The 24,904-nt window shown below is 65.9% G+C and carries 22 protein-coding genes; 14 read left to right on the plus strand and 8 right to left on the minus strand.

Annotated elements, in window-relative coordinates:
- Nucleotides 1-35: 35 nt before the first annotated feature.
- On the minus strand, nucleotides 36-455 hold the full coding sequence (locus BerOc1_RS13770) for a hypothetical protein (RefSeq protein WP_071546243.1): 420 nt from the start codon (nucleotides 453-455) through the stop codon (nucleotides 36-38).
- Between the two features lie 72 nt (nucleotides 456-527).
- Between BerOc1_RS13770 and BerOc1_RS13775 the strand changes: the two genes are divergently transcribed.
- The 5 genes from BerOc1_RS13775 to BerOc1_RS13795 all read left to right on the plus strand — a co-directional run bounded on the left by BerOc1_RS13775 (nucleotide 528) and on the right by BerOc1_RS13795 (nucleotide 6,208).
- The gene (locus tag BerOc1_RS13775) at nucleotides 528-1,862 is read left to right on the plus strand and encodes a LuxR C-terminal-related transcriptional regulator (protein ID WP_071546244.1); all 1,335 of its coding nucleotides are present in this window, start codon (nucleotides 528-530) and stop codon (nucleotides 1,860-1,862) included.
- Between the two features lie 123 nt (nucleotides 1,863-1,985).
- Complete coding sequence (locus BerOc1_RS13780) at nucleotides 1,986-2,552, plus strand: molecular chaperone TorD family protein (protein ID WP_071546245.1); 567 nt, start codon at nucleotides 1,986-1,988, stop codon at nucleotides 2,550-2,552.
- 35 nt (nucleotides 2,553-2,587) lie between these two features.
- The gene (locus tag BerOc1_RS13785) at nucleotides 2,588-4,834 is read left to right on the plus strand and encodes a molybdopterin-dependent oxidoreductase (protein ID WP_071546246.1); all 2,247 of its coding nucleotides are present in this window, start codon (nucleotides 2,588-2,590) and stop codon (nucleotides 4,832-4,834) included.
- 10 nt (nucleotides 4,835-4,844) lie between these two features.
- Nucleotides 4,845-5,405, plus strand: a complete 561-nt coding sequence (locus BerOc1_RS13790; protein ID WP_071546247.1) for a 4Fe-4S dicluster domain-containing protein — start codon at nucleotides 4,845-4,847, stop codon at nucleotides 5,403-5,405.
- Nucleotides 5,406-5,407: 2 nt separating this feature from the next.
- Complete coding sequence (locus BerOc1_RS13795) at nucleotides 5,408-6,208, plus strand: dimethyl sulfoxide reductase anchor subunit family protein (protein WP_071546248.1); 801 nt, start codon at nucleotides 5,408-5,410, stop codon at nucleotides 6,206-6,208.
- Nucleotides 6,209-6,345: 137 nt separating this feature from the next.
- Here BerOc1_RS13795 and BerOc1_RS13800 read toward each other — a convergent pair whose 3' ends face one another.
- Complete coding sequence (locus BerOc1_RS13800) at nucleotides 6,346-8,334, minus strand: sigma-54-dependent Fis family transcriptional regulator (protein ID WP_242653002.1); 1,989 nt, start codon at nucleotides 8,332-8,334, stop codon at nucleotides 6,346-6,348.
- A gap of 400 nt (nucleotides 8,335-8,734) precedes the next feature.
- On the opposite strand from BerOc1_RS13800, the gene BerOc1_RS13805 reads away from it, so the two are divergent.
- The 6 genes from BerOc1_RS13805 to BerOc1_RS13830 all read left to right on the plus strand — a co-directional run bounded on the left by BerOc1_RS13805 (nucleotide 8,735) and on the right by BerOc1_RS13830 (nucleotide 13,889).
- The gene (locus tag BerOc1_RS13805; protein ID WP_071546250.1) at nucleotides 8,735-10,084 is read left to right on the plus strand and encodes a dihydrolipoamide acetyltransferase family protein; all 1,350 of its coding nucleotides are present in this window, start codon (nucleotides 8,735-8,737) and stop codon (nucleotides 10,082-10,084) included.
- A gap of 9 nt (nucleotides 10,085-10,093) precedes the next feature.
- Nucleotides 10,094-10,519, plus strand: coding sequence for a Lin0512 family protein (locus BerOc1_RS13810; RefSeq protein WP_071546251.1), 426 nt, complete (start codon nucleotides 10,094-10,096; stop codon nucleotides 10,517-10,519).
- 18 nt (nucleotides 10,520-10,537) lie between these two features.
- Nucleotides 10,538-11,497: a thiamine pyrophosphate-dependent dehydrogenase E1 component subunit alpha gene (locus tag BerOc1_RS13815; RefSeq protein ID WP_071546252.1), complete on the plus strand. Its 960-nt coding sequence runs from the start codon at nucleotides 10,538-10,540 to the stop codon at nucleotides 11,495-11,497.
- Between the two features lie 43 nt (nucleotides 11,498-11,540).
- On the plus strand, nucleotides 11,541-12,512 hold the full coding sequence (locus BerOc1_RS13820) for an alpha-ketoacid dehydrogenase subunit beta (RefSeq protein WP_071546253.1): 972 nt from the start codon (nucleotides 11,541-11,543) through the stop codon (nucleotides 12,510-12,512).
- 63 nt (nucleotides 12,513-12,575) lie between these two features.
- The gene (locus BerOc1_RS13825) at nucleotides 12,576-13,568 is read left to right on the plus strand and encodes an NAD(+)/NADH kinase (RefSeq protein WP_071546254.1); all 993 of its coding nucleotides are present in this window, start codon (nucleotides 12,576-12,578) and stop codon (nucleotides 13,566-13,568) included.
- A 12-nt stretch (nucleotides 13,569-13,580) separates the two neighbouring features.
- Entirely contained in the window at nucleotides 13,581-13,889 is a 309-nt protein-coding gene (locus BerOc1_RS13830) for a DUF6506 family protein (RefSeq protein ID WP_071546255.1), read from the plus strand.
- Between the two features lie 137 nt (nucleotides 13,890-14,026).
- On the opposite strand, the gene BerOc1_RS13835 is transcribed toward BerOc1_RS13830, so the two are convergent.
- From BerOc1_RS13835 to lplA, 3 genes are all read right to left on the minus strand, one after another.
- Nucleotides 14,027-14,416, minus strand: a complete 390-nt coding sequence (locus tag BerOc1_RS13835; protein WP_071546256.1) for a PaaI family thioesterase — start codon at nucleotides 14,414-14,416, stop codon at nucleotides 14,027-14,029.
- Between the two features lie 111 nt (nucleotides 14,417-14,527).
- Entirely contained in the window at nucleotides 14,528-14,854 is a 327-nt protein-coding gene (locus BerOc1_RS13840; protein ID WP_071546257.1) for a carboxymuconolactone decarboxylase family protein, read from the minus strand.
- 186 nt (nucleotides 14,855-15,040) lie between these two features.
- Nucleotides 15,041-16,018 (minus strand): lipoate--protein ligase, encoded by a 978-nt coding sequence (gene lplA / locus BerOc1_RS13845; protein ID WP_071546258.1) that lies wholly within the window; start codon nucleotides 16,016-16,018, stop codon nucleotides 15,041-15,043.
- A gap of 184 nt (nucleotides 16,019-16,202) precedes the next feature.
- Here lplA and BerOc1_RS13850 point away from each other — a divergent pair, with 184 nt between their 5' ends.
- Nucleotides 16,203-16,997 carry an MBL fold metallo-hydrolase gene (locus tag BerOc1_RS13850; RefSeq protein ID WP_071546259.1) on the plus strand — a complete coding sequence of 265 codons (795 nt, stop codon included), beginning with the start codon at nucleotides 16,203-16,205 and terminating at the stop codon, nucleotides 16,995-16,997.
- A 3-nt stretch (nucleotides 16,998-17,000) separates the two neighbouring features.
- Here the strand turns inward: BerOc1_RS13850 and BerOc1_RS13855 are convergent, their stop codons facing one another.
- Entirely contained in the window at nucleotides 17,001-17,732 is a 732-nt protein-coding gene (locus BerOc1_RS13855; protein ID WP_071546260.1) for a copper resistance protein B, read from the minus strand.
- A gap of 9 nt (nucleotides 17,733-17,741) precedes the next feature.
- Nucleotides 17,742-19,622, minus strand: coding sequence for a copper resistance system multicopper oxidase (locus tag BerOc1_RS13860; protein ID WP_071546261.1), 1,881 nt, complete (start codon nucleotides 19,620-19,622; stop codon nucleotides 17,742-17,744).
- Nucleotides 19,623-19,828: 206 nt separating this feature from the next.
- On the opposite strand from BerOc1_RS13860, the gene BerOc1_RS13865 reads away from it, so the two are divergent.
- Both BerOc1_RS13865 and BerOc1_RS13870 read left to right on the plus strand, forming a co-directional pair.
- On the plus strand, nucleotides 19,829-20,401 hold the full coding sequence (locus BerOc1_RS13865; RefSeq protein ID WP_084641552.1) for a TetR/AcrR family transcriptional regulator: 573 nt from the start codon (nucleotides 19,829-19,831) through the stop codon (nucleotides 20,399-20,401).
- A gap of 250 nt (nucleotides 20,402-20,651) precedes the next feature.
- On the plus strand, nucleotides 20,652-24,104 hold the full coding sequence (locus BerOc1_RS13870; RefSeq protein WP_071546263.1) for an acyl-[ACP]--phospholipid O-acyltransferase: 3,453 nt from the start codon (nucleotides 20,652-20,654) through the stop codon (nucleotides 24,102-24,104).
- Between the two features lie 140 nt (nucleotides 24,105-24,244).
- On the opposite strand, the gene BerOc1_RS13875 is transcribed toward BerOc1_RS13870, so the two are convergent.
- Nucleotides 24,245-24,886 (minus strand): TetR/AcrR family transcriptional regulator, encoded by a 642-nt coding sequence (locus tag BerOc1_RS13875; protein WP_242653004.1) that lies wholly within the window; start codon nucleotides 24,884-24,886, stop codon nucleotides 24,245-24,247.
- Between the last annotated feature and the right edge of the window lie 18 nt (nucleotides 24,887-24,904).

Raw genomic sequence — 24,904 nt, forward strand, 5'->3', positions numbered from 1 at the left:
CGACTCCGGGCCTTTTTGCGCGTGCGTGCGGTCCGCTACGGGGCCACGTCCACGTCCAGTTCGGCGTCCAGCAGCGGCTTGGCGCTGACCCCGCCGCAGCTGCCCTTGCTGATCTCGTTGAGCAGGAGGAGCACGCTGTACGTTCCGGGCCGGTCAAAGGTCATGACCGTCTCGGGGTAGCCGGGCCTGACCTCGGGTTTGGCCCCTTCGGGATGGGCCGTGAACTCCACGTTGATGGCCGCGTAGGCCCCGGCCGGGAGGGCGTACCCCTTGAGGTCGAAGACCGCCTTGACCGGCTGCCCGGCCTTGACCGGACCTTCCAGGCGGACCTCGCCGCCGGGCACGGCGGAATGGGTCTGACCGGCGAAGGCCGGGACGGACAGGAGCGCGGCCCAGGCGAGGACCAGGGCGGCGCGGGCCGTGAACAGGGCGGGCAGGGGGCGTCTGTTTTTCATGGCTTGATCATACGCCCGGTCCGGTATATTGCAAGACATGGGTATCCATTGGGTATATACGCGGGAGGCGCGATGAGGAACCGGTCCGGCGAACAGCGGCACCACTGGGACCTGCTTCTGGGCATGGAGCGGGAGGTGGACTATTTTCTCGCGCGCTGGTCCGTGCGCATGGAGCAGGCGGGCTATCTGGAGCACACCACGGCCAAGCGGGCCGACTGCCTCCAGGCGCTGGACGACTTCGTCGCGCCCATGCGGACGCACCGGGACATGGGGCTGCCCAACCCGGACTTTCCCTGGCTCCTCCGCCACGAGGGCGAATGGGGCCGGACGCAGATCGAGTCCGCCCGGCGGCACCGCATGCGCGGCATCACCGCCGACATGTACCTCGGCTGCTTCAAGACCTTCATCCACAGCCTGGGGGACGTGCTCGAGAAGATGGAGGGCTCGTTCGAGAGCAAGGTCCTGGCGCGGCGTCACGTCATGCTCTACGGCGATGCACTGGAGGTCCTGTTCGTGCGTGACTGGACGCGCATCCTGCCGGACCTGGCCGCCCAAAAGCTCGATGAGGCCAACCGGCTGCTGACGCTGGAGAAGTGCCGCTACGAGAACATTCTGGACGCCTCGTCCGAGCTGGTCCTGGTGGTCGGCGGCGACGGCCGGGTGACCCAGGCCAACCGTGCGGTCCTGGCCGTGCTGGACCGGGCGGACGTCATCGGCGCGCCGGTCTGGGACGTATTGTCCGTGGAGGGCCAGTCCCTGGAGGACCTGCTCAAGTACTATCCGGTGGGCATGTCCTGCGAACTGAGCCCCTTTGACGAGGCCGTGGTCTACCGCATGCAGATCAACTCCATTGGCAGCGTGTCCATGGCCAGCGACGAGTACATGATCATGCTGACCAACATCACGGCCCAGGCCGTGCAGCGCGATACCCTGGAGCGGGTGGTCTCCGAGCGCACCGAGGCCCTGCGCCTGGAAAAGGAGCAGCTCGAGGAGATGAACATCACCCTGCGCAACGTGCTCCAATCCATCGACCGCGAACGGGAGCAGCTCCTGGGCGAGGTCTCGGCCAAGGTCAACAACCTGGTCCTGCCCGCCCTGGAGCGGATCGAGAACGAGGACGACGCGGCCATCCGCAGGGGCTACCTGACCGTGGCCAAGGACCAGCTGGCCCGGCTCGCGCCCGGCAGCGGCGGCTCGGACCCGTTGCTGCTCAAGCTGACCCATATGGAGACCCGCGTGGCCCAGTTCATCCAGGCCGGGCATCCGTCCAAGGAGATCGCGGAATCCTTGAACATCTCGGTGGAGACGGTTCAGACCCACCGCAAGAACATCCGGCGCAAGCTCGGCCTGCACGGCAAGAGCGTCAGTCTGTACGCCCACCTCAGGACCCTGGGATTGACTACCTGATTCCACCTCGCAATGGGTAGCCGAACATACCCATTCTATCCCCAATTTCCCGTCTGTTACCCCCCGGCGCGATTATCATACTGCTTAATCGTGAATGCGGTATTTGTATAATGGAGGGAAATTATGGCGGACCTTGCACACACCCGTGACGGGGCCCGGGCCCTTCGGGATTTCTTCGCGTCCCGCGACGCGGCGGACCTGAAGCGCGCCTCGGCCGTCGTTTCCGATCATTTTCACCTGGCGCTCGGCCGGGACACCGACTGGACCGGCGCGGAGTACGACTTCAACCGGCTCTTTGTCGGTCCCATGGCCGTCCCGGCCCCGCCCTTCGCCTCGGCCTACCAGACCGAACCGGCGCTCATGGGCGAGCCGACCCTGGCCATGCGCGACGCCTACCGCGCCCTGGGGCTGATGGTCCCGGACCAGGGACAGACCCCGGACGATCACCTGGCCTTTGAGCTGGACCTGGCGGCGGCACTGCCCGGTCAGGGCGAAGGCCAGGACCGCGACGGCGTCACGGGCGCGGTCCGGGAGTGGCTGTTGGGCGAACACCTGCCCGGCTGGGTCCCGGCCTTCATCGAGGCCGTCAGGGCGCAGCCGGATGTGAGCGCGCCGGTGCAAATGGCCGTGGCCGCCCTCGAGGACTGGCTTGAAACCATCCGGCCCGCGGCAAGGGCCGGTGAAGCATAGGGGAAACCTTTCAACGTGATCTGGAGGAGGATCATATGACAGCGAAAAAATGTACGTTCAGCAGACGGCGCTTCCTGCAAGGGGCCGCCGCCGCGGGCGCGGCGGCCATGTTGCCGTGCTCCCTGCTGGTGCCGGGCAAGGCCGAGGCGGCCGCGTTCAGCGAAGGCGATTACCAGACCTTCCGCAACGCCTGCCCCCGCAACTGCTACGACACCTGCAGCATCAAGACCTACGTTAAGGACGGGGTCGTCAAGTTCATCGAAGGCGCGTCCGAGTCCACCTACACGGACGGCGGGCTGTGCGTGAAGGGCTACAGCTACACGCGGCGGCCCTACAGCCCGGACCGGGTCAAGTACCCCATGGTCCAGGACGGCCGCCGCTCCGGCAAGTGGCGGCGGGTCTCCTGGGACGAGGCCCTGGACATGATCGCCAAGAAGATGCTCAAGCTCAAAGAGGAGGACGGCAGTCTGCTCGGCCTGGGTATGACCAAGTATTCCGGCAACTTCGGAATCACCAACTACGGCGTGGAAGGAATGATGTCCTCGCTCGGCTACACCACCCGGTTCGTCGGCACCCCGTGCTGGCCGGCCGGCATCGACGCCCAGAACTACGACCTGGGCAACATGTGGTGCAACGACCCCGAGGACATGGTCAAGGCCCGGTACGTCATCGTCTGGGGCGCGAACCCGGCCTGGTGTTCGGTCCATTCCATGAAGTACATCATGGAGGCCAAGCGGCGCGGGGCCAAGGTCGTGGTCGTGGACCCGGTCTTCACCCAGACCGCGGCCAAGGGCGACGTCTACTGGCAGCCCAAGACCGCCTCGGACGGGGCGCTGGCCCTGGGCATGGCCCGGCACATCCTGGACAAGGGGCTGGTGGACGAGGACTTCGTCCACAACTACGGCCTCGGGTTCGACGAGTTCGCCGACTACCTGCGCGACAACGTGACCGTCGAGTGGGCCGCCGAGCAGTCCGGCATCCCGGCCAGGGACATCATGGAAGTGGCCGAGGAGTTCGCCACGGCCGACCCGGCGACCATCTGGATCGGCTACGGCATGCAGCGCCACACCAACGGCGGGGCGTCCGTGCGCTCCATCGACGCCCTGGTGGCCATGACCGGCAACGTGGGCAAGGAAGGCGGCGGCGCGCGCTACGGCCACCTCCAGACCTGGGGGTTCAACTACCACGCGCTGATCCAGAAGCAGCCCGAGGGATCCAAGGGGTTCCTGGGCGGCGCGGCCAAGGGCGAGTTCGACTTCACCAGCGGCTCTGGCGCGAGCTACACCGACCGCACGGTGAACATCAACAAGACCGCCCAGGCCATCCTGGATACCACGGACCCGGCCATCCGCATGCTCTGGGTCTCCTGCAAGAATCCGTTCGGTCAGGACTTCGACCGGCCCAAGCTGGAAAAGGCCTTCGACAAGCTGGAGATGGTCGTCACCGTGGACCAGTTCTTCAACGAGACCGTGGCCAACTCCGACATCGTCCTGCCCGTGACCACCCTGTTCGAGGAGTGGACGGTCAACGCCTCCTATTGGCATTATTGGCTGTCGGTCAACGAGCAGGCCATCAAGCCCATGTTCGAGACCAAGTCCAACATCGAGATCGCGGCGGCCCTGTCGAAAAAGATGAACGAGTTGTCCCCCGGCTCCTGCACCTTCCCCCAGGACATCGATACCCGGGAGTGGATGGCCAAGGAGTTCAATCAGGGCATCTACGACATGTTCGGCATCAGCGACTGGACCGAGCTGCGCAACGGCCCGGTCAAGGCCAGGCTCAAGTCCTCGGCGGCATGGAGCGACAAGAAGTTCGCCACCCCGTCCGGCAAGTACGAGTTCAAGTCCGAACTGTGCGAGCAGCACGGCCACAAGGCGCTGCCCGAGTTCAAGGTCGGGCGCGAGGGCTACGACGAGTTCCGCCTGCTCACCCCGCACACCAAGTTCGGGCTCCACTCCCAGTTCGTCAACCTGGACTGGATGCACGAGTACAACAAGGAGCCGTACATCTACATGCACCCCAAGGCGGCCGCCGAAAAGGGCATCGGGGACCTGGACATGGTCCGCGTGTTCAACAAGGTGGGCGAGCAGAAGGCCCGGGTCAAGCTGACCGACAACGTGGCCGAGGACTGCCTGCTGATGTACGAGGCGTGGTTCGGACGGGGCAACGACTACAACGTCCAGAATCTGGTGGACGACGAGTCCGCCGACATGGGCGCGTTCAAGGCCGGGGCCCCGGGCGTGGCCATCCACGACCAGTTCGCCAGCGTCGAGCGGGCCTAGGAGGACAGTGATGAAAAAGCAATACGCGTTTCTTGTCGATACCGAGCGGTGCATAGGCTGCTTCACCTGCGCCATGGCCTGCCGCAACTACTACCATCAGGTGGAGGGCGTGGTCTGGCGCCAGGTCCATCCGCTGAGCGAGGAGATCTATCCCCATCGCGAGCGGGCCTTCCTGTCGCTCTCCTGCAACCATTGCGAGAACCCGGCCTGCCTGAACGTCTGCCCGGTGGAGGCGTACACCAAGCGGGAGGAGGACGGCGTGGTCGTCCATCATCAGGAGAAGTGCATCGGCTGCGGCAACTGCATCCGCTCCTGCCCCTACGGCGCGCCCAAGTACAACCCGGTGGAGAAGCGGGCCGAGAAGTGCAGCCTGTGTCATGAACGGCTGGATGCGGGGCTCGACCCCGCCTGCGTGCAGGCCTGTCCCACGGATGCCCTGCAGTTGGTCGACCTGGCCGAGTTCGAACGGACCAACGAGGTCCAGTATCCGGCGGGCTACCCCCGGATGGAGGGGCTCAACCCGTCCACCCGGTTCGTCCTGCCCAAAACTCCGAAGATGGTCAGGAGGTAGTCATGCAGTCCATGGAACTCCCGCTTGTTTTGTTCACCGTATTCTCCCAGGCGGCCATCGGCCTGACCCTGATGCGCGTGGTGCGCACCACGGCCGACGGGACCGGGTCCGGGGACCGCGATGCCCGCCGCGAATGGGGGCTCATCGCCGGGCTGATGATTCTCGGCATGCTCGGCTCCCTGTTCCACCTGGGCCACCCGCTGTACGCGCCCACGGCGCTCAAGCATCTGGGCACGGCCTGGCTCAGCCGCGAGGTCCTGTTCGCCGGGATGTTCACCGGCGTGACCGTGCTGGCCGTGCTCGTGGCCGGGATGACGGGCAGGCCCTGGCTGGCCTGGCTCGGCACCCTGCTCGGACTGGGCGTGATCGTGTCCGCGGGCATGACCTACGCGCCCCCGGCCCTGCCCGCCCTGAACAACGCCCTGCCGTTCGCCTTCTTCCTGACCTCGGCCGTGGTCCTCGGCGCGGGGTTCGGCAGCTGGTTCGCGGGCGAGGAGCGCGCGCCGCTCATGGCCCGCATCTTCACCACGGCCCTGGTGGTCGGCCTGGTCCTGAACCTGGCCGCCCCGTGCGTCTGGCTGTCCGGCGGCACGGTCATGCGCATGACCGGCGAGGCGTGGCTCGGCTCGGGCTTCTACTGGGCGCACGTTGCCGTCCTGCTCGCCTGCCTGGGCGCGGTCTGGAAGACGCGGACCGTCCCGGCCTGGCTGCCGGTGCTCGCTTTGCTCGGCGAGTTGGCCGGACGCGCCGGGTTCTTCGCCGACACCATCCACACGGCCGCGAACATGGGCGGATTGTATTAGCCACCCCATACCGTGCGGGATACTCCCCGTCCCGCGCTCACCCCATGCCGGGCGGCTCCTCCTAGCCGCCCGGCATGGAAAAGCCCCGCAGCGATGTCTCGCTGCGGGGCGTCTGTTTTCATGGCCGGGGCGGGGGATCAGGCCTGGATGTCGTAGCGCTCCATCTTGGCGTACAGGGTATTGCGCCCGATGCCCAGCGCCTTGGCCGTCTTGCTGATGTTGCCCTCGTGGAAGTCCAGGGCCTCGCGGATGGCGTTGGCCTCGCGCCGCTTGAGCAGAAAACCCTTGTCGCCGGAATGGTCCGCCGGGCCCACGGCCCGGCCGCCGGCCCGCTCCAGGAGATAGTGGGGCAGGTGCTCGGGCAAGAGCCAGTCGCCGGACAGGTTGTTGGCCGCGTATTCCAGGCAGTTGATCAGTTCGCGGACGTTGCCGGGCCAGTCGTGGGCCGCGAGCAGCTCCCTGGTCTGCGGGCCGATCTCCGGGCAGTGGATGCCGAACGAGGCGCACAGCCGCTTGAGGTGGTATTCGGCCAGCAGCGACACGTCGTTGCCGCGCTCCCGGAGCGGCGGGATGGCGATGGTGACCACGTTCAGGCGGTAGAAGAGGTCCTCGCGGAACAGCCCCCGGTCCACCAGTTCGCGCAGGTTCTTGTTGGTGGCCGCCAGGATCTTCACGTCCACGGGCAGGGGGCTGGTGCCGCCCACCGGGACCACGGCCCGCTCCTCCAGCGCCCGGAGCAGGTTGACCTGCTGGGACAGGGGCATCTCGGAGATTTCGTCCAGGAAGAGCACGCCCTTGTCCGCCTTCTGGAACTTGCCCACCCGGCCGCGCTTGACCGCTCCGGTGAAGGCCCCCTCGCGGTAGCCGAACAGCTCGCTCTGGACCAGCTCCTCGGAGAATGCGCCGCAGTTCACGGCCACGAACGGCTGCCCGGCCCTGGGCCCTGCCTGGTGGATGCCCCGGGCGAAGAGCTCCTTGCCCGTGCCGGACTCGCCGGTCAGCAGGATGGTGGACGGTGTCCGGGCGGCGTTGCCCGCCTGACGGATGACCTGGCGCATGGACTGGCTGGCGTGGAGCACGTGCTCGAATCCCTTGACCTCCGCCGGTTCCGCCTGGGGGCGGTTTGATGGGCGCGGTCCGGCCGCGAACTGGCGGGAACGCTGGGTCTCGCTGACCGTGACGATGGTGTCGAGCCACGCGCCGCTGGCGCTGAAGGTCGGCATGACCCGGATGTACAGGTTCGGGTCGACCAGGCACTTGACGATGACCGGCTCGCACAGGGAGGCGCTCTTGGCCTGGGCCAGGTACGGGCCCAGGTCGAAAAGCTCCTCGGCCTTGCGCCCGCGCAGGGCCCCGCCCGACTGGCTCAGCAGCAGTTCGGCGGTGTTGTTGGCGCTGGTGATCCGGCCCGATTTGTTCAGGAACAGCACGCCGGTCATGACCGAGTTGAACATGGAGGAGAACAGGGAGGCCATCTGGCCTTCGAGCTCCGAGCAATAGAGTCGGCTCAGGTTCTGCTCCAGGGCGCGGGCGGCGTGCAGGACCAGGTCCATGGACTGGGAGTGGTCGGACCAGGTGGGCCCGGAGATGTCGAAGCAGCCCCAGACGTTGCCGCGCGGGTCCAGGATGGGCGCGGCGGTGCAGTTCCAGCTGTGGTGGGACTCGCAGAAGTGTTCCGAGGCGAAGACCTGCATGGGGCGGCCCGTGGCCAGGGCGGTGCCGATGGCGTTGGTGCCCACGCAGGCCTCGGACCAGTTGGCCCCGGGGCCGAAGTTCAACCTGTCCGCCTCGTGCAGGACGTCCAGGTCGCCGCAGGTGCGGGCCACCCGGGCGTCGGCGTTGGCGATGGTGATCAGCAGCCCCTTGCCCTTGATGGCCTCGTAGGCCGTGGACTCGATCTCGCCGCAGATCTTTTCCAGGGTGGTGGTGAACTGCTCCAGCTGGTTCATGGGCAGGAAGTCCCAACAGCTGCGCGGAGCCGGGTCCACGGCCATGTCCTTGCAGCGCTGCCACGAGGCCAGCAGGGCAGGAGACACATTCTCGTTTTTCAGCCGCTTGCCTTCGACGAATTGCTTCCAGCTCGAATAGTTTACCTGGGCGTCCCGCTGTCTGCGGGAATATGACACGGGAAGTGCCGCGTGCGCCCCGGGCGCGTGCGGATCCCTTCGTATTTCAAAACCATTTCCATCTCTGAGGAGCAGGTGCATGCCTTACCTCCGGATTGACGCAAGAAATCATGTTTAGACCGCATGGTGTATGTCCTCCAAGGGTAAAAAACTGTCAAGTGTTCCGTTTTCGAACGGTTCCTGCGTATCGAAATGCGAAATATTCATTTGATATCAGGGTGATGTGTCGTGTCGGGCAAAATGCGGGAGAATCGTTGCCAGTTGTTCGCGCACCGAACACTTGGCTCGCGCATGGAGTGGGGCATGATGGTATCTTGCTAAAATCATTTGTCTATGACCCTTGGCACCAGCGTTGCAATCCCCTCCTGAACGTACGCAAAAAAACCAGGAGGACTTGGTTATGGCTCATGATGTGATTATGCCCAAGTGGGGCCTGACCATGAAGGAAGGCAAGGTCGCACGCTGGCTCAAGGGCGAGGGGGATCCGGTGGAAGCCGGGGAGCCCCTGTTCGAAGTCGAGACCGACAAGATCACCAACTCGGTCGAGGCGCCCGCCAGCGGCGTCCTGGCCAAAATCATCGTTCCCGAGGGGGACGTGGCTCCGATCAAGGCCGTATTGGCCATCATCGCCGCCCCGGGCGAGGCCGTGGATTCGCCGGCTCCGGCGGGAGCGGCCCAACCCGCCGCCCAGCCCGAGGCCGGGGGCGCTCCCGCGACAGCGGCCGAGGCCCCGGCAGCCGCCGCTCCCGCCGGGGACGGCGCGTTCGTCCCGGCCATGCCCGCCGCGCGCAAGCTGGCCAGGGAGTTGGGCGTGGACCTCTCCACGGTGACCGGCACCGGCAAGGGCGGGGCCATCACCAGAAAGGACGTCCAGACCTCGGCCGATTCCGCGTTCGCCGGGATCAACGCCAGCCCCAAGGCCATCGAGTTCGCCCGCAAGCAGGGCGTGGACCTGAGCGAAATCACGGGCACGGGCGAGGACGGCAAGATCACCAAGGCGGACATCCTGCGGGCCATGAACCCGTCGGCCGACCAGCCCGCCGCCGCGCCCCAGGCCGCCAAGGACACCATCGTGCCCATGGACGGCGTGCGCAAGCTCATCGCGGACAACATGCACGCCAGCCTGCAGGGCGCGGCCCAGCTGACCGTGTTCGTGGAGCTGGACGTCACCGGGATGGTCGAGCTGCGCGCGCAGCTGCTCGAGCGCAACAAGCGCGACAAGGAGTACCGGCTGTCCTACAACGACATCATCGCCTACGCCGTGTGCCGCGCCCTGAAGCGCCATCCGGTCATGAACTCCACCCTGCGGGAGGACGGCATCCACCTCCACCCGCACGTCAACCTCGGCATCGCCGTATCCATCGACAACGGGCTCATCGTGCCCAACGTCAAGGAAGCCGACACCTACGGCCTGGAAGATCTCAAGGCCCAGGTCCGCGACGTGGCCGGACGGGCGCGCAAGGGCGGCCTGAACATGGACGAGATCTCGGGCGGCACCTTCACCATCAGCAACGTCAGCATGCTCGGCGTGGACGGCTTCACGCCGATCCTCAACCCGCCCGAGACCGGCATCCTGGGCGTCGGCCGGGTCATCGATAAGCCCGCCGTGCACAGGGGCGAGATCGCCATCCGGCAGATGATGACCCTGTCCCTGACCTTCAACCACATGACCACGGACGGCGCTCCGGCCATGGCCTTCCTGCGCGAGCTGGGGGACATGCTGGAGAACCCGGGCATGATGATCGTCTAGGGGGCGTCCATGACGCTGAAACGGTTTGCCATCGAACTCGGCTACGCCGCCGACCTGCACGGCGAGGACATGACCAAGGCCGCCGTGCGGGCGGTCCGCGACGCCGTGTCCCGCATATGCCTGTGCGGCATCGTGGAGATTTGCGGCCGTGACCAATTCCAGGGGGTGCACGTCCACGCGGACGTGGCCGTCCCGGACCCGGACGGCGTGGACCGCGATAGGGTCCTCGCCTGCATTCCCATCGGCGAGACGACCCTGACCCTGAGCCGGGGCGGCATGAGCGTGCCCGGCATCGAGGTCCCGTGCTTCGCCCCGGGGGTGAGCAACATCGTGGTGGCCTGCGCCGCGCTGACCGTCTCCATTGAGACGGACATGGGCGAGGACGCGGACGGATCGAAAAAAACGGCCTGCGGATGCGCCGCCAAGGCCATATAACTCACAGGAGAGAAAGCAATGGCTCTCAGCAAGAAGACATTGATCCACATGTATGAAACCATGAACAGGATCCGCCTGTTCGAGCAGAAACTGCAGGAGTTCTTCGCCGCGGGCGAGATCCCGGGCTTCGTGCACCTCTACCTCGGCGAGGAAGCCGTGGCCACCGGTGCCTGTTCGGTCCTGACCGACGCCGACACCATCACCTCCACCCACCGGGGCCACGGCCACCTGCTGGCCAAGGGCGGCGACCTGAAGCTGATGATGGCCGAGATATTCGGCCGCTCCACCGGCTACTGCAAGGGCAAGGGCGGGTCCATGCACATCGCGGACTTCGACCTCGGCATCCTCGGCGCCAACGGCATCGTGGGCGGCGGCGGTCCCCTGGCCGTGGGCGCGGCCCTGGCCGCCAGGTACAAGAAGACCAAGGATGTGACCGTCTGCTTCTTCGGCGACGGCGCGTCCAACCAGGGCACCACCCAGGAGGCCCTGAACATGGCTTCCGCCTGGAAGCTGCCGCTGGTCTTCGTCAACGAGAACAACGGCTACGGCATCTCCTGCCCGCAGTGCAAGTCCATGGCCGTGGTCGACATCGCCGACCGGGCCGCCGCCTACGACATGCCCGGCGTGGTGGTCGACGGCAACGACGTCCTGGCCGTGCACGAGGCCGTGACCGAGGCGGTCAAGCGCGCCCGCAGGGGCGAGGGCCCCTCGCTCATCGAGTGCAAGACCTACCGCTGGCGCGGCCACTTCGAGGGCGACGCCTGCACCTACCGCTGCGTCGAGGAACTGGAGGAGTGGATGGCCAAGGACCCGATCCCCCGCTTCGAGGCCAAGCTGCTGGAGAGCAAGACCCTGACCCAGCAGGAGGCGGACAAGATCAAGGCGAGCATCGCCGGGGAGGTCGACGAGGCCGTGGCCTTTGCCAAGGAAAGCCCGATGCCCGCGACCAGCGCGCTCATGGACGACGTCTACGCCTAAGCGGCGGTTCACCTGAATCCTTATACATTCTACGGAGAGTAAAATGTCCGAAAAAACATATCTTCAGGCGCTCAATGAAGCATTGAAGCTGGAAATGGAGCGGGACGAGAACGTCTTCATCCTCGGCGAGGACGTGGGACAGTTCGGTGGCTGCTTCGGCGTGACCCAGGGGCTGTACGACAAGTTCGGCGAGGCGCGGGTCATGGACACCCCGATCACCGAGAGCACCATTGTCGGCGCTGCCGCGGGCGCGGCCGCGGCCGGGCTGCGGCCCGTGGCCGAACTGATGTTCGTGGACTTCATCGGCGTGGCCATGGACCAGCTGTTCAACCAGGCCGCCAAGATGCGCTTCATGTTCGGCGGCAAGGCCACGGTGCCCATGACCCTGCGCATGCCCCAGGGCGCGGGCATCGGCGCGGCGGCCCAGCATTCCCAGTGCCTGGAGTCCTGGTTCATGAACATCCCGGGCCTCAAGGTGGTCATCCCGTCCACCCCGCGCGACGCCAAGGGGCTGCTGATCAGCGCCATCCGCGACGAGAATCCGGTGGTCTTCCTGGAGCACAAGCTGCTCTACGGCGTGTCCGGCGAGGTCCCGGACGAGAGCTACACCATCGAACTCGGCAAGGGCGAGGTCAAGCGCGAGGGCACGGACGTGACCATCGTGGCCACCTCCCTCATGGTCCACTCGGCCCTGGAGGCGGCCGAGCGTCTCAAGGCCGACGGCATCGAGGCCGAGGTCGTGGACCCGCGCTGCCTGCAACCGCTGGACAAGGACATCATCATCAATTCCGTGAAGAAGACCAACGCCCTGGTGGTGGCCCACGAGGCCGTGCAGTTCTCCGGCCCCGGCGCGGAGATCGCGGCCATGGTCGCCGAAGAGGCGTTGGACTACCTGGACGCCCCCATCAAGCGTGTGGGCGCGCCGTTCTGCCCGGTGCCGTTCTCCCCGCCGCTGGAGCAGTTCTACATCCCCGACGCGGACAACATCGTCGAGGCGGTCAAGAGTATTCGCTAATCCCTGACCTTGGCGGGAGGGCGGCTCCAGCCGTTCTCCCGCCGACCCCATGAGGGCATCCCATTGAGCATCGCAGCCATACTGGCCAATCCCGCTTCCGGAAAGGACATCCGCCGCCTGGTGGCCCACGGGTCCGTGTTCGACAACCAGGAAAAGGTGCGCATGGTCCGGCGGCTCATCCTGGGCCTGGAAAAGGCCGGGGTGACCAAGATCCTGTACATGCCGGACGGGTACGCCATCGTGCCCAGGGCGCTGAACGCCATTTCCCCTTCCATCCCCGTGGAGCCGGTGGAAATGCCCATCCGCAACAACCAGAGCGATACGACCGTGGCGGCGGGCATCATGGAGACCCTCGGCGCGCAGTGCCTCGTCATCCTCGGCGGCGACGGCACCAGCCGCGCGGCCTGCAAGGGGTCCGTGGCCGTTCCGCTTCTGCCGCTCTCCACGGGGACCAACAACGTCTTTCCGATCATGGGCGAGGCCACGGTGGCCGGGCTGGCCGCCGGGATCGTGGCCGGCGGCCGTTTGCCGCGCGAGGCGTGCTGCTACCGGTCCTGCATGCTCGACATCCTGATCGACGGCGAGGTCGTGGATATGGCCCTGGTGGACGCGGCGGTGTACGACGACGTCTTTCTGGGCTCCAAGGCCGTGTGGCACATGGACAAGGTCCCCCAGCTGTTCATGACCCGGTGCAGCGCCAGCGCCATCGGGCTGTCGGCCATCGGCGGCCAGATGCGTTCCATCCGCCCGGAGGAGCCGCTGGGCCTGGCGCTGCGGCTGGGCGGCGGTTCGCCCGTGGTGGTCTCGGCGGCCATCGCGCCGGGCATGTTCGCGGACGTGCCCATCTGCGGCATTTCGGACATGCTTCCGGGAGAAATTTTCAACATCGACACGAGCCCCGGCCTGATCGCCCTGGACGGCGAGCGCGAGGTGGAGATACCGTCAGGGTCCCGCGCCTCCATCCGCCTGAACACGGAAGGGCCGCTGGTCATCGACGTGGACAGAACCATGGCGCTGGCCAGGACCGAGGGCTTGTTTCGCCAACCGTCAAAATAGAGAGGAACCGTCATGAGTGATATCTTGAAAGCCGCATTCATCTTTGTCGCGCCCAACGCCGACCCGTCCAGCCACCGCAACTGGGTCAGGACCGAGGCCGTGGAGCTGCTGGCCGTGGCCGTGAAGGACTACGCCCAGGCCGAGACAGTGGCCAGGGAACTGGTCGAAAAGGACGGCATCAAGGCCATCGAGCTGTGCGGTGGATTCGGCACGGCCGGAACGGCTCGCATCGCGGCCGCCGTGAACGTCCCGGTGGGCGTGGTCCGCTTCGACGTCCACCCGGGCCTGGGCAACGTCAGCGGCGACACCCTGTTCGGCTAGCCGAAAGAAAAAAGGATTCCCCACCGCGCCGAAGGCGCGGCAGCGGGATGGAAGGGTGAACCCTTCCCCGCCAGAGGCGAAATCATCCGCCAACGCCGCGAAGCGGCCTCCGAAACCGATTTCTCTCTCGGCGCGGCCTAAACCCCGGTGAGCACGTGCTCCTTGGTCACGAAGCAGGTGAACGTGCCGCTGAAGACCACGTCCTCTCCGCAGGAGACCTCCACCTGGACCAGGTGCTTGCGCTCCTGCGGGGTCTGGTCCTGCGCCCTGGCCACGAGCTCGTCGCCCACGCGGGACGGCTTGAGGAAGCGGGTCTCGGCCGCGCCCAGGACCACGTTGGGGTGGTTGACGGAGAGCATGGCCGCGTAGTCGGCCAGGCCGAAGATGAAGCCGCCGTGGACCAGCCCGCTGGCGTCGGCGGCCATGTCGGCCGTGCAGATCAGGCGCACGGCGCTGGCGCCCTGCGATACCTCGACCGGTTCCCCGCACAGGGACCGGTTTATGCTTTCATGGGTCTTGATTTCCATACATGCCTCGGGAGGTGGAGCGGAGCGCGTCCGCCGTTTGGCCGGAGGCGGGACATCGGGACCCGGGAAGGTACGCATTGATCCCGGGCCCCGGCAAAAGCCGCCGACCGTTTAGTCGAAGAGGTCTTCCAGTTCGTCGAACACGTAGTGCATGTACATGACCTTGGGCGAGCCGCCCATGGAAATGGCGAGCATGGCGGCCTGCATGATTTCTTCCTTGGTGGCGCCGTGGCTGGCCGCTCCCTGAATGTGGAGGGAGATGCACATCTCGCACTGGGACATCATGGAACAGGCCACGTGGATCAGTTCCTGCGTCTTGTGGTCGATGGGTCCAAACTGGCTGATCTCCTTGGTGAAGGCAAGGTAATTGGGGAAGACGTTGCCCGCCCGCTGGGTCATTTTGGCCAAGGTCGTTGCTGCTTTTTCGGCTGCATCCATGAGAGTTTCTCCTGTTTTTGAGAGTTGCGATGCACGGATACAGCAAGGAGCATGCCCTGGTGGTTTTCGCCATGAAAATCGGGCTGTTCGTATGGAAACCCGATGGAGGGACTGGGGAAAAGGGGCTGAAGCCTGTCCCGGAGACGAACATTGCTCGGATTTCGAACAGGTCTTCCGGGACAAGGCCTAGAACAGACAGTCCAGGAGCGCGGGCAGGGTGACGCCGTGCAGGTATTCGTCGAGGGCGACGTCCTTGAGCCGGGCTTCGATCTCGCCGCGCTCGTGGCGGCAGCCGACTAGCCGCTTTTCGAGTTCGTCCACGTCGCGCACGCCGAAGTAGTCGCCGAACAGCCTTGCGGTGAGGATGCGTCCCTTCTTGACGTACAGGTTCACGTCCAGCAGGCCGCCGTCCGTGCGGGTGCGCTTGGCGAAGTTGTAGGCCGGGGAGGAACCGAAGTTCCAGTCCCAGGTGCGGTAGCGCCTGTCGGCCATGGTCTCGATGATTTCGGTTTCGCCGTCGGTCAGGGCCATGCCGTCGGGCGATACCCCGCCGGACACGAAGCCCATGAGCGTCTTGATGAAGTCCGTGACCTCCATGGGGGCGGGCAGGTGGCTCGAAATGTTGGTCACCCGCGAGCGCACGCTCTTGACCGCCTTGTCGCGGTACTTTTCCGGGTCCACGCGCAGGGCCCCGCTCAGGTCGGCCATGTCCGAGGAGAAGAGCAGGGTGCCGTGGTGCAGGATGCGCCCGCCGTGGAAGTGCTGGGCGTTGCCCGAAAATTTTTTGCCGTCGATGAGCAGGTCGTTGCGCCCGCTGAACACGCACTCCACGCCCATGGAGCGCAGTGCCTGCTGGATGGGCACGGTGAACCGCTCGAAGTCCAGCCCCTCGGAGGGGGTGCCGTGGTTGATGAAGGTGAAGTTGATGTTCCCGAGGTCGTGGAACACGGCCCCGCCGCCGCTCAGCCTGCGGACCACCGGGATGCCGCGCTCCCGGGTGAAGGTCTCGTCTATCTCGGCCAGGGTGTTCTGGTTGCGGCCGACGATGACCGCCGGGCGGTTGCGCCAGAGCATGAAGATTTCGTCCGGGGACTCGGTCAGCAGCCATTCCTCGGCGGCCAGGTTGAAGGCCGGGTCGATGGACGGGTTGTAGATGTATCGCATGAGCGCTCCTTTCCTCGGGTGATGCAAAAGGCGGGCCTCGGGATTATCGGAGATCCGGGCCCCACCGCCCAGAGCGGCCTATACCCGCCGCCGGGCCGCCCGGCAAGGTCCGGGCGCGCGGGTGGCCTTGGCCGGGCAATGGGGGTATGACCTTTGCACCGCGAGTCGGAAAGGAGGGCGGAGCGTGAGCGATTGCATCGATATAGACCTTGTGGCCAACGCGGGCGTGCTGGTCCGGGGCGGGGGCCTGGGGCTGCTTGTGGACGGCATGCACGACCAGGACGGGCACCCGTTCGGCCGGGTGGAACCGGACGACATGGCCCGCATGGGCCGGCCCGAGGGTATTTTCGAGCGGCTGGACTACCTGCTGTTCACCCACGAGCACCCGGACCACTTCACCCCGGACCTGGTGGCCGGGCACCTGGAACGCAGGCCGGTCAAGGGCGTGTTTCTGCCCGCCCCGGCCAGGGAGCCGGAGGGTCGCGCCCGGCTCGTCCGCGCCCTTGAGGAGCGGGGTGTTCCGCATTGGACCATGGGCCCGGAGCCGGGGGGCACGCTGTCGGTTTCGCCCGAGCCGGGCCTGACGGTCACGGCCATCGGCACGCGCCACATGGGCAAGCAGTTCCAGGATGTGCGCAACGACTGCCTGCTCGTTTCGCTCATGGGCATGAACCTGCTCTTCACCGGCGACGCGGACCACGTGCCGGAATATTACGAGGAAGCGTTGAAGGACGTGGACCTGGACGCGGCCTTCGTCAACCCGATCTTCTACCACAACCCGAACGGCCAGGCGATCATCGACGGCATCTTCCGCCCGCTGGAATTGGTCATCTACCACATGCCGTCCAACGGCAGGGACCCGTTCCACCTGGCCTTCACGGTCAAGCGCGCCCTGCAGCGCTACGCCCGGCCTGACATGCCGGTCCACGTGCTCGACGCGGCCGCCCCCCACGTGACCATCTGCCCGGCCGTCTTGTAGGGGCTAGAACCGGAAGCGCACGCCCATGACGAACTGGACCTGGTCGTAGCTCTCGCCGTCCTCCCTGGCGTAGTCCTCGGTCTTGCCCCACAGCCTGTCCCAGTTCACGCCGATGTAGGGCGCGAATTCCCGCAGGATTTCGTAACGCAGCCTCAGGCCGAGTTCGGTCTCGGACAGCCCGGAGCCGGTCCGGGTGGCCGGGTCGTTCTTGCCGAAGAGGTTCGCCTCGAACTCGGGCATGAGGATCAGCCGCTGGGTCAGCAGGATGTCGTAGTCCGCCTTGAAGCGCAGGGAGGAGCGCCCGTATTCGCCCAGGAACAGGGCCGTGTCGATGCCGATGTCGTAGGGGGCCTCGCCTTCGAAGCCCAGGGCCAGCCAGTTCCTGTCCGGCATGCCGGGCTCCTGGCGGATATCCCGCCGCACTCCGGCCTGGAAATCCCAGTACGGGGCCACGGCCCGGCTGTACAGGGCCTGGAATTCGGCGGAATCGATCTTTTCGTCGAGATATTCGCCTTCGGTCTTGAACCAGAGCTTGTTCAGGTCCTTGCCGATCCAGGCCTCGGCATCCCATTCGATGGGGTTGTCGCCCTCCGACACCCGCATCTCGAGCTTTTCCACGTCCACCATGTAGAGCAGCGGGTCGTCCTCCATCTCCTCGGCCCGGACCGAAACCGGGATGAGGGCGGCAGCGGACAGGACCAGGAGGGCCAATAGGGTAATGAAGCGGAATTTCATGGCTTTCTCCTAGCTGACGACGACTTTTCGGAACATGCCGAGCATGTGGTAGAGCAGGTGGCAGTGGAAGGCCCAGCCCCCCATGGCGTCGGCGGTGACGAGATAACTGATCTTGGAGCCCGGCTGGACGATGACCGTGTGCTTTCTGGGGATGGCCATGGGGTCGCCCGTCTCCAGGTTGCTCCACATGCCGTGCAGGTGCATGGGGTGGTTCATCATGGTGTCGTTGACGAAGGTGATGCGCAGCCGCTCGCCGAAACGGAAGCGCAACGGTTCGGCGTCCGCGTACTTTACGCCGTTGATGGACCACATGTAGCGGGCCATGTTGCCGGTCAGATGCAGCTGGATCTCGCGCTCGGGCTCGCGCATGTCGGGTGTGCGGTACAGGTTGCGCAGGTCGGCGTAGGTCAGCACCCGGCGCCCATTGTCGCGCAGCCCCGGGCCGGGGTCGTCCAGCTTGTACTTGGGGCTGTCCGTACGCATGGTCGTCTGCGGCCCGTTCTCCGTGTCCGGGTGGACGATGGGCGCGATGCTCCCGAATCCGGCCTTGCCCAGGGCGGGCATGGACGCCATCGGTTTGTTCGCCGTTTGCCCGGCCATGTCGGCCATATCGCCCATGCCTTGGGAGGGGGCCCGCATGCCGCCGTGGTCCATGCCCGGCATGTCCGCGGCCTGCCCCTTTTCCCTGTCCATGCTCATATCCATGGGCTGGCCTTTCCCCATGTCCATATCCATGTTCATGGCCATGCCCATGTCCCGATGGTCCAGGATGGGGAGCGGGTCGAGTCCCGGGACCTCGGCAACGACCGAGGGGTCGGGCGTGAGCGTGCCCCTGGCATACCCGGAGCGGTCCAGGGCCTGAGCGAAGACGCAGTAGGCGCCGTCCTCGGGCTCGACGATGACGTCGTAGGTCTCGGCCACGCCGATGCGGAATTCGTCCACGTCCACCGGTTGCACGTTCTGTCCGTCCGCAGCCACGACCGTCATCTTCAGGCCAGGGATGCGGACGTCGAAGAAGGTCATGGCCGACCCGTTGATGAAGCGCAGGCGGACCTTTTCGCCGCGTCTGAACAGCCCGGTCCATCCCTGTGCGGGCGTTTGGCCGTTCATCAGGAAGGTATAGGTGTAGCCGGTCACGTCGGACAGGTCGCGGTCCGACATGCGCATCCGGTTCCACATGGCCCGGTCGGCCCAGGTGCGGGCGATCCCCTTGGCCTCGATCTCCCGGAACAGGTCGCCGAAGGTCCGCTGGTGGAAGTTGTAGTAGTCGCTCGACTTCTTGAGCTTGGCGTAGATGTCGTCCGGGTCCTCGTCGGACCAGTCGGTGAGCATGACCACATAGTCGCGGTCGAAGTGGTGGGGATCGGGCTCGGCGGGGTCGATGACGATGGCCCCGTGCAGGCCGGTCTGCTCCTGGAATTTCGAATGGCTGTGGTACCAGAAGGTTCCGCTCTGCCGGACCTTGAATTCGTAGTGGAAGGTCTCGCCCGGGGCGATGCCCGGATAGCTGATGCCCGGCACGCCGTCCATGTTCGCGGGCAGGATGATTCCGTGCCAGTGGATGGAACTGTCCTCGGCCAGGTTGTTGGTCACGTTGAGCGAGACCGTGTCGCCCTCGCGCCAGCGCAGGGTCGGAGCCGGGACCGAGCCGTTGACGGCCGTGGCCATGCACCGGGTGCCGGTGAAGTTGACCGGCGTGGGGGCCAGGGTCAGGTCGAAGCGCTTGCCCTTGAGCACGGGCGACTGCGCGGCCGTGCCGGTGGAGGCGAAGAGGGCGGCCGGGAACCCTCCCAGGCCGAGCATCGCGCCGCCCACGGCCAGGCCGGTGACGAAACGGCGTCGGGAGATGCGCGGCGACGGAACGATTGGATGAGATTGCTGGGGCTTCATGCGGATTCTCTGTTTTTGGTTCAAGCCATTGGATATATAAATCCGCCGGGTGTGTCGAGCGCTCCCCTGTTTCGGGCCGCATTGCGGTCGCTGGTGCGAGTCATAAGGGACATCGGTATTTCTTGACCGGGATCGTTTTTTGTGTTGACAGGTCAAAACGGCGTGGCTAGTTAATAAGTGACCATTTACTTATAAACGGAGACGACATGGCTCGACCGGTAGTGAAAAAGCAGGACATTGAAGACGCGGCGATCCGCCTGTTCGCCACCAAGGGGCTGGCCCAGACCACGGTCAAGGACATCGCGTCCGAGGCCGGGGTGACCGAAGGGGCCCTGTACCGGCACTATCCGGGCAAGAACGCAATGGCCTGGCAGCTGTTCTGCCGCGAGCTCGAGAAGTTCTCGGGCGAACTGGGCAGGCGGATGTTCGAGCCGGGCGCCCCCCTGGCCGAGCGGTTGGAGGCGAGCATCCGGTTCATCTTCGAATATTACGCCCAATACCCCGTGCAGTTCGCCTTCATCCTGCTGACCCAGCACGGGTTCCCGGAGGAGCGCATCCTGGATGTGGTCACGAACCCCAACGACATGGTCGAGCGGTTTGTGGCCGAGGCGGTGAACGCGGGCGACATCCCGGCAATGGACAGGACGCTCGGCTCCGGCCTGCTTCTGGGCCTGGTCCTTCAGGTCATGGTCATGCACCGCTACGATCGGATCAAGATCGACGCGACGGTGGTCGGCGAAGTGGTCGGGGCGGCCAAGCGCGTCCTGATGATCGACTGATTTTCCGGCGCCCGTCACAAGTGGCGGGCGCTTTTTTTAAGATAGTTAATAAGTGAGCATTTACGTACAAAAAGAGAGAGGGAACATGAACAGGGCAGTGAAAACAGCGGCGAGCGGAGTCCGGCGGGGACGGGAAATCCCGGTATCTGGGCGAGTTTATGCATATTGTTGCGCCGAAGGTTTTGCCGTACGGTCCATCCTCTCCGACTCAACCCCTGCGCCCCTCAAGCGCGCATAACAGGAGCGTCCCATGCGATCTTTGCTGAAGATACAAGGTTTTACCCCGTACATCCTGGTGGTTCTGCTCAACGCCATGACCGACCTCGGCCACAAGATCATCATCCAGAACACGGTCTTCAAGAGTTTCGACGGGTCCCAGCAGATCGCCCTGACCGCCGTGGTCAACGCGCTGATCCTGCTGCCCTTCATCCTGATGTTCACCCCGTCCGCGTTCATCTCGGACCGGTTCGCCAAGAACAAGGTCATCAAGATATGCGCGGCCGCGTCCATCCCGTTGACCATGCTCATCGTGGTCTGCTACCACGCCGGGCTGTTCTGGCCCGCCTTCGGCCTGACCTTCCTGCTGGCCGCCCAGAGCGCCGTCTACTCCCCGGCCAAGTACGGCTACATCAAGGAGATGACCGGCAACGACCGCCTGGCCCAGGCCAACGCGGCGGTCCAGGCCGTGACCATCGTGGCCATCCTGGCCGGGGCGGTGATCTTCTCCCTGTTCTTCGAGCACTTCCTTGCGGGCGCGGCGGGCACGCCGGGCGAAATCCTCCAGTCCATCGCTCCGTGCGGCTACATCCTGGTGGCCGGGGCCGTGCTCGAGACGCTCGTCACCCTGACCCTGCCCGAGAAGCGGCCCGGCGACGCCGGGTTGACCCTGGACCGAGGGAAGTACCTGCGCGGCGGGTACCTGAAGTCCAACATGAAGCTGGTCAGGAAGAGCGAGGTCATCTGGCTGTCCATCATCGGCCTGGCCATCTTCTGGGCCGTGAACCAGGTCCTGCTGGCCGCCTTCGGCGCGCACCTCAAGGACGTTGCCGGGGAGACCAACACGGTCATCGCCCAAGGCATGCTCTCCCTGGGCGGCGTGGGCATCATCATCGGCTCGGTCATGGCCGGCAAGGTCTCCCGGAATTTCATCGAGACCGGGACCATTCCCCTGGGTGCCATCGGCATGACCGTCTGCCTCTTCGCCCTGCCCGTGGTCGAGAGCCGCTGGATCCTGGCCGTGCTGATCTTCGTCTACGGCATCTTCGGCGGCATGCTCATCGTCCCGCTCAACTCGTTGATCCAGTTCACCGCCCGGGCCAAGGACATGGGCAAGGTCCTGGCGGGCAACAACTTCATCCAGAACCTCTTCATGCTCGGCTTCCTGGGGCTGACCCTGGTCATGTCCCTGGCCGGGGCGGGCAGCGTGCCACTGTTCTACTTTCTGGCCGCTGTGGTTTTCTGCGGCATGGTCTACACCCTGTACAAGCTGCCCCAGTCCCTGTTGCGCTACGTCATGCACCTGGCCTTTTCCCAGGGCTACAGGCTGACCGTGTCCGGCCTGAACAACGTCCCGGCCGAGGGCGGGGTACTGCTTCTGGGCAACCATGTCAGTTGGATCGACTGGGCCGTGCTTTCCCTGGCCATGCCGCGCAAGCTGCGTTTCGTCATGGATCGGTCCATCTACGAACGCTGGTACCTGAAGTGGTTTCTCAAGCGCCTCGGCGTGATCCCCATCTCCCCGCGCGGGAGCAAGACCGCCCTGAAGACCATTGCCGAGGCCTTGGAAAACGGCGACTGCGTGGTCCTCTTCCCCGAGGGCGCCATTAGCCGCAACGGCCAGCTGGGCGAGTTCAAGCGCGGCTTCGAGGGCCCGGCCCGCGCCTCGGGCTGCACCATCATTCCCTTCTACCTGCGCGGGCTGTGGGGCAGCGCCTTCTCGTTCGCCACGCCCCGGCTGCGCGAGATGTCCCGCATCCGCAAGACCCGTGACGTCACGGTCTGCTTCGGCCAGCCGCTGCCGTCCGAGGCCTCGGCCCAGGAGGTCAAGCACGGCGTGACCCAGCTGTCCATCGATGCCTGGAAGCGCTACGCCGAGACCTTCGATTCCATCCACGTGTCCTGGCTCAAGACCGCCAAGCGGCGCATGAACCAGCTGGCCGTGGCCGATTCCACCGGGGCCGAACTGACCCATGCCAAGCTCCTGACCACCTGCATGGCCGCCTCCCGCCTGCTCGCGGGGCGGACCCGCTCGGCGCGGAACGTGGGCGTGCTCCTGCCCGCGGGCGCGGCCGGGACCATCGCCAACATGGCCCTGCTCATGCGCGGCAAGACCGTGGTCAACCTCAACTACACCGCCGGTCCCGAGGCCATGCGCAAGGCCGTCGAGCGCGCCGGAATCCGCACAGTGGTCACCTCGGAGCAGTTCCTTGTCCGGCTCAAGGCCAAGGGGTTCGACCTGTCCGCCATCCTGGATTCCGTTGATGTGTTCCCCATGGAGAGCCTGCGCCAAACCATCTCCAAGGCCGGTTTCCTGCGGTCCATGCTCCTGGCCCGCATCCTGCCGGTGAGCCTGCTGCGGCCTCTGTACTTCCGCAAGGTGCCGCTCGATTCCACGGCGGCCATCCTGTTCAGTTCCGGGTCCGAGGGCATGCCCAAGGGCGTCATGCTGACCCACGAGAACATCGTGGGCAACGTCAAGCAGGTGGCCAGCCTGTTCAACGCCAAGGACGACGACGTGTTCCTGGGCGCGCTGCCCCTGTTCCACGCCTTCGGCCTGACGGCCACGACCTTCATGCCGCTCATCGAGGGCATCCCCCTGGCCTGCCATCCCGACCCCACGGACGCCCGCAAGATCGGCATGACGGTCGCCAGGTACAAGGCGACCTTCCTGTGCGCCACGCCCACCTTCCTCGGCCTGTACGCCCGCAACCGCCGCCTGCACCCGCTCATGTTCTCCTCCCTGCGCCTGGTCGTGGCCGGGGCGGAGAAGCTCAACGAGGACATCCGCACCGCGTTCAAGGCCAAGTTCGGCCTGGAGATCTACGAGGGATACGGCACCACCGAAACCACGCCGGTGGCCAGCGTGAACATGCCCGACGTGCTCAACGTCAGCGACTTCACCGTCCAGGTGGGGGCCCGGCCCGGCACCGTGGGGCTGCCCCTGCCCGGCAGCGCGTTTCGCATCGTGGACCCGCGGACCCTGCAAGACCTGCCCGAGGGCGAGGCCGGTCTGATCCTCATCGGCGGGACCCAGATCATGAAGGGGTACCTGGACGACGAGGCCAAGACCGCCGAGGTCATCGTGGAGCAGGGCGGGGCGCGCTGGTACAAGTCCGGCGACAAGGGCCGGATCGACGAGGACGGATTCCTGGTCATCATGGACCGCTACTCTCGCTTCGCCAAGCTCGGCGGCGAGATGGTCAGCCTGACCGCCGTGGAGGAGGCCCTGTTGCGGGTCGCGCCCGAAGGGACCGACGTGGCCGCCGTGGCCATCCCGGACCCCAGGAAGGGCGAGCGCATCGTGGCCCTGGTCAGCGGCATGGACGATCCGTCCGCGCTCAAGGGAGCGTTGCTCGAGGCCGGGACCGACGCCCTGTCCGTGCCCGCGAAGTTCTTTGGCGTGGCGGAAATTCCCAAGCTCGGCACCGGCAAGAAGGACCTGGCCGGGGCCCGCAAGCTGGCCCTGGAGTTCACCGGCGTTTAGCGGGCCGGGGCGGGAGTACGTCGGCTCCGTGCGGACTCGCGGCCCGGGCGTGGGACAAGTCCCGCGTCCGGGGCCGCGCCCGGCGGATGCGCGCATCGCAACGGCGCGGCGGAAGTGGTGGTCGGGGAAACGGCGGGCGGCTAGTCGACGATGCCGAGCATGCGCAGGAACACGGGGTACAGGCGATCCGGGATGTCCCCGGCCTGTTGGGTACCGGTCATGGCCTCGTCGCAGCCGCCGCGGAAGCAGTAGAACATCATCACCGCCATCCAGCGGCAGTCCTCTACCTTCCAGGCACCGGCCCGGACGCCGTCGGCTATCAGCGCGGCCAGGCTGCGGGTGACCTCGGAATCGAGCATGGAATTGCGGAACGGCATCTCGGTGCCGTAGATGACCACGTCGTGCAGGTCGCTCAGGGCGAAGTAGCCGTCCACGGCCCCCGCGATCCAGGCCCGGATGCGCCCTCGCCAGTCGTCGGCCCGGCATCGATCCACCCTGGCCCGGATGAGGCGCTCGATCCGTTGGTCGAATTCCTCGCGAAGACTCATCAACAGTTCGGCCTTGGTCGAGAAATAATGGTACAGGGTGCCCTTGGCGAATCCCGCGTCCGCGGCGATCTCGTTCATGGTCGTGGAGGCGTAGCCCTTTTCCACGAAGAGCCTGCTCGCCGATTCGAGCAGGTCCGCGCGCCGCTGCTTGGCCTTGCGCGGCCCCTTGGGCGCTCCCGGCCGGTTGGCGCTGCCGCGCGGGTCCCGTTCCATGTTGTCTTTTCTTTTATCCATGTATCTTCCGCTGTTGGA

This window comes from Pseudodesulfovibrio hydrargyri (genome assembly GCF_001874525.1).
GTDB classification, from domain to species: domain Bacteria; phylum Desulfobacterota; class Desulfovibrionia; order Desulfovibrionales; family Desulfovibrionaceae; genus Pseudodesulfovibrio; species Pseudodesulfovibrio hydrargyri.